The 15,202-nt window shown below is 45.0% G+C and carries 12 protein-coding genes, 16 tRNA genes, 2 rRNA genes and 1 riboswitch; all 30 genes read left to right on the forward strand.

Features of this window, described 5'->3' with window-relative positions; all coding sequences use genetic code 11:
• Positions 1-291, forward strand: a 23S ribosomal RNA gene (locus tag HMPREF9698_RS00005); the annotation flags it as partial.
• A gap of 72 nt (positions 292-363) precedes the next feature.
• Positions 364-479: ribosomal RNA gene (gene rrf / locus HMPREF9698_RS00010) — 5S ribosomal RNA — on the forward strand.
• Positions 480-487: 8 nt separating this feature from the next.
• Positions 488-560 (forward strand) — tRNA-Val (locus tag HMPREF9698_RS00015).
• A gap of 7 nt (positions 561-567) precedes the next feature.
• Positions 568-640 (forward strand) — tRNA-Lys (locus HMPREF9698_RS00020).
• A 10-nt stretch (positions 641-650) separates the two neighbouring features.
• Positions 651-732, forward strand: a tRNA-Leu gene (locus tag HMPREF9698_RS00025).
• Between the two features lie 15 nt (positions 733-747).
• Positions 748-820: transfer RNA gene (locus tag HMPREF9698_RS00030), tRNA-Thr, on the forward strand.
• Between the two features lie 9 nt (positions 821-829).
• Positions 830-901 (forward strand) — tRNA-Gly (locus tag HMPREF9698_RS00035).
• A 78-nt stretch (positions 902-979) separates the two neighbouring features.
• A tRNA-Arg gene (locus tag HMPREF9698_RS00040) sits at positions 980-1,053 on the forward strand.
• Positions 1,054-1,075: 22 nt separating this feature from the next.
• Positions 1,076-1,149, forward strand: a tRNA-Pro gene (locus HMPREF9698_RS00045).
• Between the two features lie 9 nt (positions 1,150-1,158).
• Positions 1,159-1,231, forward strand: a tRNA-Met gene (locus tag HMPREF9698_RS00050).
• Positions 1,232-1,245: 14 nt separating this feature from the next.
• Positions 1,246-1,318: transfer RNA gene (locus HMPREF9698_RS00055), tRNA-Asp, on the forward strand.
• 14 nt (positions 1,319-1,332) lie between these two features.
• Positions 1,333-1,403, forward strand: a tRNA-Gly gene (locus tag HMPREF9698_RS00060).
• A gap of 44 nt (positions 1,404-1,447) precedes the next feature.
• A tRNA-Ile gene (locus tag HMPREF9698_RS00065) sits at positions 1,448-1,521 on the forward strand.
• 21 nt (positions 1,522-1,542) lie between these two features.
• Positions 1,543-1,632, forward strand: a tRNA-Ser gene (locus HMPREF9698_RS00070).
• A gap of 17 nt (positions 1,633-1,649) precedes the next feature.
• Positions 1,650-1,721: transfer RNA gene (locus HMPREF9698_RS00075), tRNA-Glu, on the forward strand.
• Positions 1,722-1,730: 9 nt separating this feature from the next.
• Positions 1,731-1,820, forward strand: a tRNA-Ser gene (locus HMPREF9698_RS00080).
• 8 nt (positions 1,821-1,828) lie between these two features.
• A tRNA-Asp gene (locus HMPREF9698_RS00085) sits at positions 1,829-1,901 on the forward strand.
• A 7-nt stretch (positions 1,902-1,908) separates the two neighbouring features.
• Positions 1,909-1,981: transfer RNA gene (locus tag HMPREF9698_RS00090), tRNA-Phe, on the forward strand.
• Positions 1,982-2,905: 924 nt separating this feature from the next.
• Positions 2,906-2,990, forward strand: a riboswitch (SMK box riboswitch).
• Positions 2,988-4,187 (forward strand): methionine adenosyltransferase, encoded by a 1,200-nt coding sequence (metK, locus tag HMPREF9698_RS00100; RefSeq protein WP_003776039.1) that lies wholly within the window; start codon positions 2,988-2,990, stop codon positions 4,185-4,187. Its footprint overlaps the riboswitch before it by 3 nt.
• A 16-nt stretch (positions 4,188-4,203) precedes the next feature.
• The gene (gene yfmF / locus HMPREF9698_RS00105) at positions 4,204-5,451 is read left to right on the forward strand and encodes an EF-P 5-aminopentanol modification-associated protein YfmF (protein ID WP_003776042.1); all 1,248 of its coding nucleotides are present in this window, start codon (positions 4,204-4,206) and stop codon (positions 5,449-5,451) included.
• Positions 5,448-6,734, forward strand: coding sequence for an EF-P 5-aminopentanol modification-associated protein YfmH (gene yfmH / locus HMPREF9698_RS00110; RefSeq protein ID WP_003776045.1), 1,287 nt, complete (start codon positions 5,448-5,450; stop codon positions 6,732-6,734). Before yfmF ends, yfmH begins: the two co-directional genes overlap by 4 nt.
• A gap of 72 nt (positions 6,735-6,806) precedes the next feature.
• Positions 6,807-7,418: a helix-turn-helix domain-containing protein gene (locus HMPREF9698_RS08340; protein WP_003776047.1), complete on the forward strand. Its 612-nt coding sequence runs from the start codon at positions 6,807-6,809 to the stop codon at positions 7,416-7,418.
• A 49-nt stretch (positions 7,419-7,467) separates the two neighbouring features.
• A complete protein-coding gene (gene pgsA, locus HMPREF9698_RS00120; protein WP_003776049.1) occupies positions 7,468-8,049 on the forward strand; it encodes a CDP-diacylglycerol--glycerol-3-phosphate 3-phosphatidyltransferase in 582 nt (193 codons plus the stop codon).
• Positions 8,050-8,240: 191 nt separating this feature from the next.
• Complete coding sequence (locus tag HMPREF9698_RS00125; protein WP_003776051.1) at positions 8,241-9,440, forward strand: CinA family nicotinamide mononucleotide deamidase-related protein; 1,200 nt, start codon at positions 8,241-8,243, stop codon at positions 9,438-9,440.
• 91 nt (positions 9,441-9,531) lie between these two features.
• Positions 9,532-10,602, forward strand: a complete 1,071-nt coding sequence (gene recA / locus HMPREF9698_RS00130) for a recombinase RecA (protein ID WP_003776053.1) — start codon at positions 9,532-9,534, stop codon at positions 10,600-10,602.
• Between the two features lie 255 nt (positions 10,603-10,857).
• The gene (gene rny / locus HMPREF9698_RS00135) at positions 10,858-12,417 is read left to right on the forward strand and encodes a ribonuclease Y (RefSeq protein WP_003776055.1); all 1,560 of its coding nucleotides are present in this window, start codon (positions 10,858-10,860) and stop codon (positions 12,415-12,417) included.
• Positions 12,418-12,665: 248 nt separating this feature from the next.
• Positions 12,666-13,736, forward strand: coding sequence for a LytS/YhcK type 5TM receptor domain-containing protein (locus HMPREF9698_RS09215; protein WP_309544222.1), 1,071 nt, complete (start codon positions 12,666-12,668; stop codon positions 13,734-13,736).
• The gene (locus HMPREF9698_RS09220; RefSeq protein WP_309544217.1) at positions 13,717-13,908 is read left to right on the forward strand and encodes a hypothetical protein; all 192 of its coding nucleotides are present in this window, start codon (positions 13,717-13,719) and stop codon (positions 13,906-13,908) included. Before HMPREF9698_RS09215 ends, HMPREF9698_RS09220 begins: the two co-directional genes overlap by 20 nt.
• On the forward strand, positions 13,869-14,420 hold the full coding sequence (locus tag HMPREF9698_RS09225; RefSeq protein ID WP_003776059.1) for a sensor histidine kinase: 552 nt from the start codon (positions 13,869-13,871) through the stop codon (positions 14,418-14,420). Before HMPREF9698_RS09220 ends, HMPREF9698_RS09225 begins: the two co-directional genes overlap by 40 nt.
• Before the next feature lie 5 nt (positions 14,421-14,425).
• Positions 14,426-15,163, forward strand: a complete 738-nt coding sequence (locus HMPREF9698_RS00145; protein ID WP_003776060.1) for a LytR/AlgR family response regulator transcription factor — start codon at positions 14,426-14,428, stop codon at positions 15,161-15,163.
• Positions 15,164-15,202: the final 39 nt, after the last annotated feature.

Consider the following 15,202-nt stretch of genomic DNA (forward strand, 5'->3'; position numbering starts at 1 on the left):
CCCTATCCGTCGCGGGCGTTGGAGATTTGAAGAGAGCTATCCTTAGTACGAGAGGACCGGGATGGACGCACCGCTGGTGCACCAGTTGTCATGCCTATGGCAGAGCTGGGTAGCTATGTGCGGGAAGGATAAGCGCTGAAAGCATCTAAGCGTGAAGCCCCCTTTAAGATGAGATCTCCCATTCCAAGAAGGAAGTAAGACCCCTGAGAGATGATCAGGTCGATAGGCTTGAAGTGGAAGTGTAGCGATACATGGAGCGGACAAGTACTAATCGGTCGAGGACTTAACCACGCAAGTGAGTAAGTGAGATTTCGGTGGCGTTAGCGGTTCAACTAGTCAGTTTTGAAGGAACAAGGCCGAATGTGTGGTGATGATAGCCAGAAGGACCCACCTGTTCCCATGCCGAACACAGTCGTTAAGCTTCTGAGCGCCGAGGATAATGCAGGGTTTCCCTGTGTGAAAGCCGGACGTTGCCACGCACAATAATGGAGGTTTAGCTCAGTTGGGAGAGCATCTGCCTTACAAGCAGAGGGTCATAGGTTCAAGTCCTATAACCTCCACTTACATGGGCCATTAGCTCAGTTGGCAGAGCATTTGACTTTTAATCAAAGGGTCGCTGGTTCGAATCCAGCATGGCTCATTAACCTAATGCGGGTGTGGCGGAATTGGCAGACGCACTAGATTTAGGATCTAGCGCTTCACGGCGTGGGGGTTCAAGTCCCTCCACCCGCACTTTTAAATAATAAAGCCGGCTTAGCTCAGTTGGTAGAGCGGCTGATTTGTAATCAGTAGGTCGAGAGTTCAAGTCTTTCAGCCGGCATTAACTAATGCGGAAGTAGTTCAGTGGTAGAACATCACCTTGCCATGGTGGGGGTCGCGGGTTCGAATCCCGTCTTCCGCTTATATATCTTGTTCCTGCTTGCTTAGCTAAGTGTTTTCCTTTATTGGATTCAAAGTATTTAGCTAGCCAGGCGATGAAGCACCCATAGCTCAATTGGATAGAGTACTTGACTACGAATCAAGCGGTTAGAGGTTCGACTCCTCTTGGGTGCGTTGAACAAAAGCATCATAACTGCGGGAAGTAGCTCAGCTTGGTAGAGCACTTGGTTTGGGACCAAGGGGTCGTAGGTTCGAATCCTGTCTTCCCGATTTTATTATCGCGGGGTAGAGCAGTTGGTAGCTCGTCGGGCTCATAACCCGGAGGTCGTAGGTTCGAATCCTTCCCCCGCAATTGCACTACATAGAGGCCCCGTAGTGTAGCGGTTAACACGCCTCCCTGTCACGGAGGAGATCGCCGGTTCAAATCCGGTCGGGGTCGTCAACTAGCAAGTTGCGGGTGTAGTTTAGTGGTAAAACCACAGCCTTCCAAGCTGTTGTCGCGAGTTCGATTCTCGTCACCCGCTTTTTATAGCTTTTGTTTCGTAGGACATGGCTTATTTTTGACAACGGGCCTGTAGCTCAGCTGGTTAGAGCGCACCCCTGATAAGGGTGAGGTCGGTGGTTCGAGTCCACTCAGGCCCATTAATATTAATTATTATTAATGGGGAAGTACTCAAGTGGCTGAAGAGGCGGCCCTGCTAAGGCTGTAGGTCGGTTTTTACCGGCGCGAGGGTTCAAATCCCTCCTTCTCCGTTTTATTTTTTTGTTAAGGCCCCTTGGTCAAGTGGTTAAGACATCGCCCTTTCACGGCGGTATCACGGGTTCGAATCCCGTAGGGGTCATCCAAATGTGGAGGATTACCCAAGTCCGGCTGAAGGGAACGGTCTTGAAAACCGTCAGGTGTGTCAAAGCACGCAAGGGTTCGAATCCCTTATCCTCCTTGTTATATGGCCCTGTAGTGTAGCGGTTAACACGCCTCCCTGTCACGGAGGAGATCGCCGGTTCAAATCCGGTCAGGGTCGTTCAAATGGCGCAGTAGCTCAGTTGGTAGAGCAACGGATTGAAGCTCCGTGTGTCGGCAGTTCGACTCTGTCCTGCGCCATTTTTATTCTGAAGACAGAAAGAGTCCAAGATCTCATTTAGAGATCTTGGACTCTTTTGCTTTTACTTATTACTTAATAGAGCGTAATAAAAATAAGCTGGAATAAAGTTATAGTAAAAAGACAGGTATAAACGGCATGGAGACTTAAAAATTTGCTCAAGTAATAAATCATGGGGACAGCAAATAAAGCAAGGAGAGACCAGAACTGGACAGCAAAGACCATGGCAAGGATTGTTGTAGCTATTGACATAAAAATAAGAATATTGCTTAAGTAAATTCTTTTTTTAAAAAATTTAGCTTCCTGGTAGAGTAGGTAGGGTAAGATTAAGGGAGCTATAAAGAGAAGCAAGTTTAGGGAAATAAAGTTCATATTAATAAAAAAACTTGCTAGGTTTAAAAAAATGGTTTGGAAAACCAAGAGTAAGATGGAATAAAAGATATTTAAATGATAATAGTAAAATATAGGTCTTATATGAATGAGCACCATGTAGAGGACTAAGTTAAATCCTAAAAAAAAGGAGTGGTTTAAGGATAGCACCAAGACTATTACTATGTTTATGATAGATAAGCCAATAGCCAGATGGGGGATTTGTTTATCTGGGCTAGATTTGATTAGACCCTGGATAAAAGCATTAAAAAGGACAAAAAGTAAAAATAAAAAGCTGGAAAAGGCATTGAAGTTGCCGTAATGGAGGCTGAGGGCCATGCCTGGGAAGATACTGAGCAAGGGTAAAAAGACAAGGAGTAAGGACTTGGCAAGTCGCTTACCATCAAGATTATTCAATAAAGCCACCTCTTTCTGCGTATTCACCACATATTGTACCATAAAAATATTAGTCTTGTTTCTGGCTTTTGAATAAGTTGAATGCGTCTAGTACAAAGGGGCCTTTAGTGTTAAAAGGCCATTAGTGTGCTATAATTAACAATGGTTTACATTGAATTCCTGATAAGACGGCAGTCTAAGCCGGAAGCCTTGTAACCGAATAGAATATTGGGGGAATCTTAAATGAAAGAAAGAAAATTATTTACATCCGAATCCGTCTCTGAAGGTCACCCTGATAAGGTAGCAGACCAAATTTCCGATGCTATCTTGGATGCCCTTTTAGCCCAAGACAGTCAATCCCGGGTTGCTTGTGAAGTCACAGTCAATACTGGTCTTGTTTTAATCACAGGTGAAATTCGGACCACTGCCTATGTTGACATGGCCCAAGTTGTTCGGGAAACATTAAAAGATATTGGCTACACCCGGGCTAAGTACGGCTTCGATGCCGACAATGTAGCTGTTTTAGTATCCATAGACGAGCAGTCACAAGACATATCTATGGGAGTAGACGAATCGAGCGAATTCAAGGGTCAAAGCCAAGATATTTTAGACAAAATTGGGGCGGGTGACCAGGGTTTGATGTTTGGCTATGCAACGAAAGAAACGTCAGAATATATGCCCTTGCCTATTTCCCTTAGCCACAAGCTGGTCCGCCGCCTAGCTGAATTACGCAAAAATGACAGTTTACCCTACCTCCGACCCGATGCCAAGGCCCAAGTCACGGTCGAGTATGACCAAGACCAAAAGCCTAAGCGGATCGACACAATTGTCATCTCAAGCCAGCACCACCCTGATGTGTCTTTAGACCAGCTGTCTTCTGATATTAAAAAGCAGGTCATTCAAGCTGTCATTCCTCAAGACTTATTGGATGACAAGACCAAGTACTTCATTAATCCGACTGGCCGTTTTGTGATTGGAGGGCCAAAGGGAGATGCAGGCCTAACGGGACGTAAAATTATTGTCGATACTTACGGGGGTTATGCCAGACATGGTGGCGGAGCTTTTTCGGGTAAGGATGCCACCAAGGTTGATCGTTCAGCCTCTTATGCGGCTCGCTACATCGCCAAGAATATTGTAGCAGCTGACCTGGCGGATGAAGTGGAAATTCAATTAGCTTATGCCATTGGCGTAGCCCAACCCGTTTCCATTCATATTAATACCTTTGGCACCGGCCGGGTTGATCATGACCGATTAACGGCCAAGGTTCGAGAATTATTTGACTTGCGACCAGCCGGCATTATTCAAATGCTGGACTTGCAACGACCTATCTACAAGCAAACAGCTACTTACGGTCACTTCGGTCGGGACGATCTTGATCTGCCTTGGGAGCGGTTGGACAAGGTGGAGGATTTGAAAACACTACTGAATGACAAAAATAACTAATCAGAGGAGGATGGCCATGCAATTAGCCAAGGGGGTAAACTTAACCCTAATCCCAAGCAAGAAATTTAAGACCCTTTCTATTAAAATTTCCTTTAAAAGTAATCTAAGTCTGAAAAAATTAACAGAACGTTCTCTATTGGCTCGGATTTTAGAACGCAACAGCCGGGACTATCCTAGCCAGGTTGACCTACAAAAGGCCTTAGCCAAACTTTATGGGGCTAGTTTTGGTACAAGTGTCGGACGAAGAGGCCAGGTCCACAGCTTGTATTTCAACATGAGGATTGTCAACGAACAATTTGTTCAAGACCCAGACTTATTTGAAAAAGCGCTTCAGTTTTTGAAAGCCGTTATTTTAAGACCCAACTTGGGCCCAGAGGGATTTGATCGGCAAACCTTTGAGCGAGAAAAAGCCAATTTAAAAGACGACTTGGAATCCATTTATGACGACAAAAGGCTGTATGCCAAGCTGAAATTATTGGACCAATTTTTTACCGATCCGGCCCAGTCTTCCTCCCTTGATGGTCGGTTAGAGGATTTGGACCAGCTAGATAATGCTAGTTTGTACCAAGCCTATCAGGGAATGTTAGCCCAAGATGAAATCGATATTGTGGTTTTAGGCGATACTAATGAAGAATTCTTGGCTAAGCTATTTTCTGACTTCAAATTTCAAGACCGGTCTCGCTTGGACTTAGACTTCTACTACCACCAGGACCTACCAAGCTTCCAGCGCCAGGAAGAAGTTCAAGACCTCATCCAGGCCAAGTTGAACCTGGCCTACCAGACTGATGTTCGTTACTTGGATGATCAATATTTTACCCTCCAAGTCTTTAATGCCCTCTTTGGTGGTTTCCCGGGATCTAAACTCTTCTTAAATGTCCGGGAAAAAGAGAGTTTAGCCTACTATGCTTCCAGTAACCTAGACCCCTTTTGCGGAGGCTTATATGTTCAGGCGGGGATTGATCAGAAAGAAGCAGACCGGGTGATTGACCTGATCAAGGATCAACACCAGGCCCTTATTGAAGGAGACTTTAGCCAATCCAGTTTGAACCAAGCCAAGGCCATGCTGAAAAATGGCTTGAAGCAGTCGGAAGATTCACCAGCTGGCTTGCTCAACTTTTCCTATTTGAAACAGTTATTGGCCAAGTCCATCACAGTAGAAGAATGGATTGAAAAGATCAACCAAGTTTCGGCCCAGGATGTTAAGAACCTAGCGCAAGACATTAAACTCCAGTCTATCTTTATCTTGAGAGGAGCAGACAGATGAAGGAAATAGTTTATGACCAAATCGGTGAAACCCTCTATACGGATACACTAGCAAATGGCTTGACCGTTAAACTCCTACCCAAAAAAGATTACAACAAAACTTATGCTATCTTTGCCACTGACTTTGGGTCCATTGATAATTGTTTTGTCCCTCTCGGCCAAGAGGAAATGAAGGAGGTTCCGGACGGCATCGCCCATTTTTTGGAACACAAGCTTTTTGAAAAAGAAGATGGCGATGTTTTCCACCAGTTTTCAAATTACGGGGCGGCTGCTAATGCTTTTACAAGCTTTACCAAAACAGCCTACCTTTTCTCAACCAGTGACTATGTCAAAGAGAACTTAACCACCCTCCTGGACTTTGTCCAAGACCCCTACTTCACACCAGAAACGGTCAACAAAGAGAAAGGGATTATTGGTCAAGAAATCCAAATGTATGATGATGACCCCAACTGGCGGTTAATGTTTGGCCTCTTAGAAAATATCTACCCGGACCATCCGGTAAGCATCGACATTGCTGGGACTGTCGAAAGTATCGACAAGATCACCAGTGACCAATTATACGAAAACTACCATACCTTCTACCATCCAAGTAATATGACTTTGGTGGTAGTTGGCCAGTTTGACCCAGAGGACTTGATGGCCTTAATTGAAGACAACCAAAATGCCAAGACATTTGCCCCAGCAGAAGTTATCAAGCGACATAAGCCAGATGCAGACCTTAGCCATTTTAAAAAAGAAGCACAAGTCAAAATGGATGTTTCCAGACCCAAAGTGGCAGTCGGAATTCGAGGCAAGCAGGCTGACTTAGCAGGCCTAGAAAGGCTCAAGCAAGAAATTAGCTTAAAAATCTTCTTTAACATGATCTTAGGCCCTTCATCCCAACACTACCTCAACTTGTATAATGAGGAAATTATTGACGACAGTTTTTATTGTGACGTCAACTTTGACCGGTCCTTTAACTTTATTTCCATTACCAGTGACACCAAGCACCCTCAAAGATTTGAAGACCGCATCAAGACCATCCTCTTGAAGCAGACGGATCAAGAAGACTTTAACCAAGAACAATTCGACGAGGTCAAACGTGACTTGATTGGTAAGAACCTCCAGTCCTTAAACTCACTGGAATATATTGCCAACCAATTAACAGAAAAAATAGAAGGGGACCTCAACGTCTTTGACCTCCAAGAGCTTGTCCAAGGCATTCAATTGGATGACCTTGGCCAAATCGTTAAGGACTACCTAGACCCTGACTACCTATCTGTCTTTAAAGTATTGCCTAAATAGACTAAAATCCAAGCTCGGTCTGTGCTATAATAAACTGTATTGACGAATACTTTAAGTTTTAGGAGCTTTTTCATGTACTCAATTGGAGACCGACTGAAAGATGCCCGCATGTCTAAGGGCTATACTATTGAAGATATTCAAGAAAAGACCAAGATTAAGGCACGGTATATTAAGGCAATTGAAGAAGACAACTTGGATATCCTGCCGGGGGAGTCTTATGGGAAGACTTTTGTCAAACTCTATGCTGAAGAGCTGGGGTTTGATGGCGACCAGACTGCCCAAGATTTCGAGGAAGCCAATCATCGTTACTTCGCCCAGCAGACAAAAAAGAAACGAGGCAAGTCTGGTAAAAAGCCTTTTTACCAAGAAAGTAATGGGAGTTTGGATACCATTGTTTCGTCCATGCCCATGATTATCGTCGTCATTTTAGTGATTGCCATTATTGTCGGAGTTTACGTAGCGGCTTCTTCTGTTACATCTGAACCAGACCAGGCCTTTATCCAGTCTTCAGGCGATCAACCGGCTCAAATTATGCCAGAAGATTCTGGTGACCAAAATGAGGATTTAGACCCAGAAGCGGAAGCCGAGGATCCAGAGCCAGCAGACGACCAAGGCCAGGATGAGCTAGAAGCTGACCAGCAAGACCAGGATGACCCAGAGGGAATTGAGGCTGGCAATGGCTAAGATACTAGCTAAGCCCCGACTACTTCACTGGAAGGAAGAGAGGGAATAGATGAACTTACCAAATAAACTGACTGTCTTTCGCATCCTAATGATTCCGGTCTTTATGGTCTTAGCCTTAGTTCCTTTTGACCTAGGCTCTATCCAAGGCTGGGGGTCCCAAGTTGATAGCCGGATGTTTTTGGCCATGTTGGTTTTTGCTGTGGCTAGTTTGACCGACTACCTGGACGGCTACTTGGCCCGGAAGAACAACTTAACCACTAACTTTGGTAAATTTGCCGATCCCTTGGCTGACAAGATGTTGGTTATGACAGCTTTTATTATCTTAGTTGAACTTGGCATGGCCCCAGCCTGGGTGGTTGCTATTATTGTCTGCCGGGAGCTGGCTGTTACGGGTCTTCGCTTGATTTTGGTCGAGCAGGGCGGGACTGTTTTAGCGGCAGCCTTGCCAGGAAAGATTAAGACAGTGACCCAAATGTTTGCCATCATCTTTTTATTGATTGACAACTTCCCCTTGCAAGCAATATCCCTCCCCTTGGGCCAAATCTTACTTTACACCTGCCTCTTCTTTACCATATACTCCGGTATTGACTACTTCTGGAATGCCAGACATATCTTTAAGGGGTCCATGTAAAAACGGATAACTAGACCTAGAAAGCTCGTGGCTAACCGCGGGCTTTTTTGTCTTCTTTTGGGGCTAGGGCTTCATTAGGCTAGTGGATTAAATGACCTAGGACTCGTCTTTTGATAAACTAGGATTAAAAGTTGAAATAAAAAAATGAATACAAGGATTTTTTGCGTATATTATACTAGGAGGTCGAATGGATGAAAGCTGAAATCATAGCCATTGGAACAGAAGTCTTGATGGGGCAGGTGGTCAATACCAATGCAGCCTTTATTTCCCAAAGCTTGTCTGAACTTGGCATTGATCTTTATTACCATACTGTTGTGGGGGACAACCCGGACCGGATCAAAAAAGTTTTTCAAATTGCCTTGGACCGGTCAGACTTGATTATTTTCTCAGGGGGGTTGGGGCCCACCAAAGATGATATTTCCAAGTCTATTGTCGCTGATACCTTAGGTTTAGAGGTATGGGAAGACCAGGAAACACTAGCTGAAATTAAAGAAATCTACCAAAGGTCCAACCGGCCTATGCCAGCTAGTAATGTCAACCAAGCCTTGATAATTGAAAACAGCCAGAAGATTCCAAATGAGGTGGGGATGGCACCGGGATCCTTCTTGAAACACCAAGGCAAAATCATTGCCATGGTTCCAGGTGTCCCAGCTGAAATGAAGCAGATGGTCACTTATCACTTGTTAGACCTCTTGCAAAATGAACTGGATGACAAGGCTGTTTTGGAATCTAAAATCCTCCGCCTCTATAATATTACGGAGTCCCAACTAGCCCAATCCATCGACCCGGTAATCGAAGGCCAGACTAATCCGACCATAGCTATCTACATTACGGATTCCGAGCCCACCATTCGGATTTCAGCCAAGGCGGATAGCTCAGCCCATGCCCAAACCTTGATCCAGGAAGTGGAAGACCAGATCAGGGACTTAGTCGGGGACAAAATTTACGGGGAGGGGGCTACCACCATCACCGACAAGGTCTTGTCGCTCTTGGACCAGGAAGGTATCCGGCTCAATATTATTGAAAGTGGTGTCCACAGTATTCTCTCTTCTGCCTTGCTGGCCCCCAAAGCACCTCATGGCCTGGTGGAGTCGGTCTTGAGTTTTAATGACAACGCTAAGCTAGGCAAGTACTTCGGCCATTCAGAACTAAGTTCAGACCAACTACAGTCACTAGTGCAAGACCAGGCTACAGCTTTAGCAGGCAACGGAGCCTTACTGGTTTTGGGCAGGGCTGGTGAAGCCAACAAGTTGCTCAAGCAAGTCTCTCTCTACTTTGCCGTTCAAGGTCAGACTCACCACTTTGACCTAGACTTATCTAACCGCAAGACTGTCTCTGACAAACAAATCCAAGTTGCCCTAATGACCAAGCTTTATGACCTGATCAAATAACTTTGAACAAACGTTCGCTTTATTCTTGCTATTTAAACTCAAATGAATTAAAATAAACCATGAAATAAGTATCAGTTTGGAGGATTGCAGAATGGTATCGGATGAAAAACAAAAAGCACTAGACCAAGCAATGAAAAAAATAGAAAAAAACTTCGGTAAAGGATCCATTATGAAAATGGGAGAACAAGCCGACACCCAGGTTAAGTCAGTGCCAAGTGGCTCTCTTGGCTTAGATGTTGCCTTGGGAATTGGGGGCTACCCTAGAGGCCGGATTGTTGAAGTATATGGCCCAGAAAGTTCAGGTAAAACAACAGTTGCCCTCCATGCCATCGCAGCCGTTCAGGCAGAAGGAGGGACTGCTGCCTTTATCGATGCTGAACACGCCCTAGACCCTAAATATGCAAGGGCATTAGGTGTTGATATAGATGAGCTCTTGCTGTCACAGCCGGATACCGGGGAACAGGCCTTGGAGATTGCAGATGCCCTGGTTTCTTCTGGAGCCATCGACATGATAGTAGTCGACTCGGTTGCTGCCTTGGTGCCACGAGCAGAAATTGACGGGGAGATGGGGGACTCCCATGTCGGCCTCCAAGCCCGTCTTATGTCTCAAGCCCTTCGTAAGTTATCGGGGTCAATTAACAAAACCAAAACCATTGCCATGTTTATTAACCAAATCCGGGAAAAAGTTGGTGTTATGTTTGGTAACCCTGAAACAACCCCAGGTGGCCGAGCCCTTAAGTTCTACTCTTCTGTACGCTTAGAAGTTCGCCGCAGCGAATCCATTAAAGATGGTAAAGACCTAACCGGGAATCGTACCAAGATCAAGGTAGTTAAAAATAAGGTAGCGCCACCCTTCAAGGTCGCCATTGTGGACATTATGTATGGTAAGGGTATTTCCCAAGTGGGTGAAATTGTTGATATGGGAGCAGAAGTCGATATTATCGACAAGGCAGGTGCCTGGTATTCTTACGACGGTGAACGTCTAGGCCAAGGACGGGAAAATGCCAAAGAATTCTTAGAAGAAAACCCAGACATCCGAAAAGAAATTGAAGCCAAGGTCCGTCAAGCCTACGGGATTGAAGATGATCAAGACCATGGAGAAAATGGCGAGGAAACAGGTTCAGAGGATGTCTCTGAAGAAAGCACAGCCTTAGACCTATAAACAGTTTAACTAGGCCTAATCTTTAAATGTATCATTAAAAAAGCTCATCTTAACATGGGCTTTTTTAATTTTGAATAGATATAGCTTAAATTTTTATCATTAAAAGTTGACAAGCTAAGAAAATCAATTTAAAATTAAACTATCTGTGGACTAGCTATAAAAGTTGTTTGCAGGTAAGTGCAATTATACCCTATACACTCTTGTATAGATCTGAATGGAATAGATACAGCTAAATAATGATACGGAGGTGATTAAGTGAACTACCTAACATTTGCCTTCGCTATCGTTGCTTTAATTATCGGTTTAGGTCTTGGTGCTTTCTTAGCGCAAAAGAACAGTGATAAAAAACTTTCTGAAGCTCACCAAACAGCTAATGACATTATTGAAGAAGCCAATCGTGAAGCTAAATCAGTAAGAAAAGAAGCGTTGCTGGAGGCTAAAGAAGAGATACAAAAGTACCGGTCAGACGTTGAAGAAGAGTTAAAAGAGAGACGGGCTGAAATTTCTAAATCTGAAAATCGACTAGACCAAAGAGAAGATAATTTAGAAAGACGGTCTTTATCCTTGGACGATAAAGAAATTTCACTCCAGGACCGGGAAACACGTGTCAGTCAAGAAAAAGAAGAAATAGATTCACTTAAAGAAGAAGCACAAGCATTAGTATCTAAACAAGAAGCAAAATTACATGAGCTTGCAGCCCTTAGCCCAGAAGAAGCCAAGGACCAGGTCTTGAGCCAAACCGAAGCTGAGTTGACTCGGGAAATGGCCGTTATGGTCAAACAATATGAGGATAAGGCTAAATCAGAAGCTAACCGAAGAGCTAAGACCATCGTAACAGAAGCTATCCAGCGGTGTGCAGCTGACCAAGTTGCTGAAAACACTGTCAGTGTGATTAACCTACCAAATGACGACATGAAGGGCCGGATTATCGGTCGAGAAGGCCGGAACATCCGGACGATTGAAAGTCTAACCGGTATGGACTTGATCATTGATGATACACCGGAAGCTGTCGTTTTAAGTGGTTATGACCCAATTAGACGAGAAATTGCCAAGATGGCCCTTGAAAAATTGATTGCAGATGGCCGGATCCATCCTGGTCGGATCGAAGAAGCAGTTGAGAAAGCCCGCAAGGATATGGATGAACGAATTAGAGAAATTGGAGAGGAAACCATGTTTGAACTTGGAATCCACTCCATCCACCCTGATTTGATGAAAATTGTCGGCCGACTCCACTTCCGCACCTCTTATGGCCAAAATGTACTGCAACACTCGATTGAAGTAGCCAAACTTGCCGGTATTTTAGCTGGTAAATTAGGTGAAGATGTCCAGTTAGCGAAAAGAGCTGGCTTATTACATGATATTGGAAAAGCCTTAGATGCCGAAGTAGACGGTACCCACGTTGAAGTCGGTGCCCAAGTTGCTATGAAATACAATGAACAGGATGTCGTGGTCAATACCATCGCTTCCCACCATGGGGATGTCGAAGCTAGTTCAGTGATTGCTTCTCTGGTTGAAGCAGCTGACACCATTTCGGCAGCCCGACCAGGAGCAAGAAGTGAATCCTTTGAAAACTACATTCAACGCTTGGAAGACCTTGAAGCCATTGCCAAATCATTCGACGGGGTAAAAGAAAGTTATGCCATTCAAGCAGGACGAGAACTTAGAATTATTGTTAAGCCTGACCAAGTCGATGATACGGAAGCGGCTAATCTTTCAAGAAATGTTCGTAAGAAAATTGAAGATACCATGGATTACCCAGGCCATATTAAAGTAACGGTAATACGCGAAACACGGTCAATAGATTATGCCAAATAAAGACTTTAAGCCGAGTGCAGCTATTTGTACTCGGCTTTTTACTATGCCTTGTAGGTCTGAAGCTTGACGCCAGGCTTTTTCAAGCTAGATAGGCTAATGGTCTTCTTGACTGGACTAGTTTATTATTAGTCGAGCCCTTAACCGATTGTACTCAAGTATAGCTTGGGGGAAATTTCAAAAAAGGACTTATGTTCAATACTTATCATTGTGGTAAAATAAGGGTAAGGGAGGAGAAATGAGTGGCTGACATGGTCGATTTATTCATCATGATGGTAGAACGTTTGGGCTTGATCATTTTAATGGCTTACATCTTGGTCCAGACCCGCTTGTTTAAAGGGGTCTTATATCGCCGGAGAGACCTGTCTACCCAATTGATTTTGGTGGCTATTTTTACGGTCTTTGCACTAATATCCAACCTCAATGGGGTGGAAGTGCAAGCCGGATCGGTGGTTTACCGTCCCATCTTAACCAAACTAGCACCGGCTTCTTCCATGGCTAACACCAGAGCCTTGACTATTGGGATCTCAGGCATCATTGGTGGCCCCTTGGTGGGCGTTTCAGTGGGAGGTATTTCCGGTATTGTCCGCTACCTCCAAGGGGGCTTGGATCCCCATGTCTACCTCATCTCTTCTCTCTTGATTGGTCTGGTGTCAGGTCTGCTGGGCCAGGTCTATATCCAGAAGCGGCAGATACCTACCATTCTATTCGGTGGCCTGGTTGCAGGAGCTTTTGAGCTGGTTCAAATGGCAGTTATCTTAATTGCCAGCTCAAGGCTAGACCAGGCTTTATCCTTGGTCCAGTTTATCATTTTGCCGATGACGGCGATTAATAGCTTGGGCATGGGGATTTTCTTAGCCTTTATCCGGTCAAGCCAAGAGCGGCAGCTTATGGACCGGGCCGTCCAGACCCAGGATGTCCTGGCTATGGCCAATGCCACCCTGCCTCATTTCCGGCAAGGTTTGGCCATTGAGTCTTGCAGCAAGGCAGCCCAAGAAATCATGAATTACATCAAGTTAGCTGCTGTCAGCATTACCGACAAGGAGAAAATCCTAGCCCATGTTGGCTTGGCTGATGACCACCACAAGCCTGGCAGCCCCATCATGACTCGTCTGTCCAAGCAGGTGCTCGAAGGCAAGGAAGTCGTCATCGCCCGGTCTAAGGCAGAGATTGCCTGTGGCCATCCCGACTGTCCACTCCAAGCGGCCATTGTCGTCCCCTTAAAGACCAAGGAAGGGGTGGTCGGGACCTTGAAACTATACTTTGAGTCTAGCCAGGATTTGACCTTTGTGGAGAAAAAAAGTGGCAGAAGGTCTAGGTAATATCTTCTCTTCCCAGATTGACCTGGGCAAGAGTGAATTCCAGGCTAGACTCTTGCAAGATGCTGAGATTAAGTCCTTGCAAGCCCAAGTCAACCCCCATTTTTCTTTAATGCCATTAATACCATCTCGGCCATGGTTAGGCTGGATAGTGAAAAGGCCCGGCAACTTTTGAGTCAGTTAAGCGATTTCTTCCGGGCCAACTTGGTAGGAGCACGGTCTAACCTGGTCACTTTAGGCCAGGAGTTAGACCATGTCAAGGCTTACCAATCTTTAGAACAAGCCCGCTTTCCTGGTCGCTACCAGCTAGACTTCCAGGTAGACGAGGGGCTTTTACCTGTCTTAGTCCCACCCTTTATCCTACAAGTCTTGGTTGAGAACGCTTTTAAACATGCTTTTAAAGGGAGGAAAGCAGGCAATGAAATTAAACTAGAAGTTAAGGAAGAAGTTGACGATATCCTGATTACTGTCCAAGATAATGGGTTCGGAATGGAGCCGTCCATTTTAAAAGATCTGGGCCAAAAAGAGGTCAAGTCGAGTCAGAGTAAAGGGACTGGGACCGCTTTGCTGAATTTAAACAAGCGCTTGACCAACCTTTTTGGTCTCGACAGTCAGCTCAAAGTTGACTCGTCAGAATCCGGAACCACTGTTAGCTGTCACTTGCCCAAGACTAGGAGGGAGGAGTAAGCCAGATGCACCTATTGATTGTTGATGATGAACCCCTAGCCCGTGACGAACTGACCTATCTAATCCATCAAATTTCAAAAGATATCCAAGTGAGCCAGGCTGAGACTGGTCAAGAAGCCCTTGACATTATTTCAGACGAGGAGGTTGATGGGGTTTTCTTGGATATCCAGCTATCAGTCGAAAATGGCATGTCCATTGCCGATGATATTAATGCCTTACCCAATCCTCCTGCTATCATTTTTGCCACAGCCTATGATGCTTACGCGGTTGCGGCCTTTGAGCGGGATGCCCTAGATTATGTCTTGAAGCCCTTTAGTTTAGATCGGATCCAGCATTCCATTAACAAGTTGTCTAGCCAGGTGGAACAGAAGCTCAAGGTTAAAAGGCCAGTCTCCACGAAAGAAACTGGTCGGACCAAACGCTTTCCTTTAGAAGCAGGGGACAAATTGGTGGTCGTCGACAGCGAAGATATTCTGGCAGTGGAAGTCCTGAAAGGGCAGACCACCCTCTATACCCGGGATGGCAAGTATTATGACCGGCAGTCTTTGGTTAAATGGGAAGAAAAATTAAGCCAAGAATCCTTTATCCGGGTCCACCGGTCTTACTTGATCCAACTGGATGCCATCAAGGAGATCCAAGCTTGGTTTAACCAAACCTACCAAGTTACTCTTGAAAATGGGATGAAAATACCTGTTTCTCGGTCTTATCTCCAAGACTTCAAGGAAGCTCTGGGTTTAAATTAAATCTGATAGTAACTCAGGGGGCTAAAGCTGTAACTTATA

The organism is Alloiococcus otitis ATCC 51267, from assembly GCF_000315445.1.
Classification (GTDB): domain Bacteria; phylum Bacillota; class Bacilli; order Lactobacillales; family Carnobacteriaceae_A; genus Alloiococcus; species Alloiococcus otitis.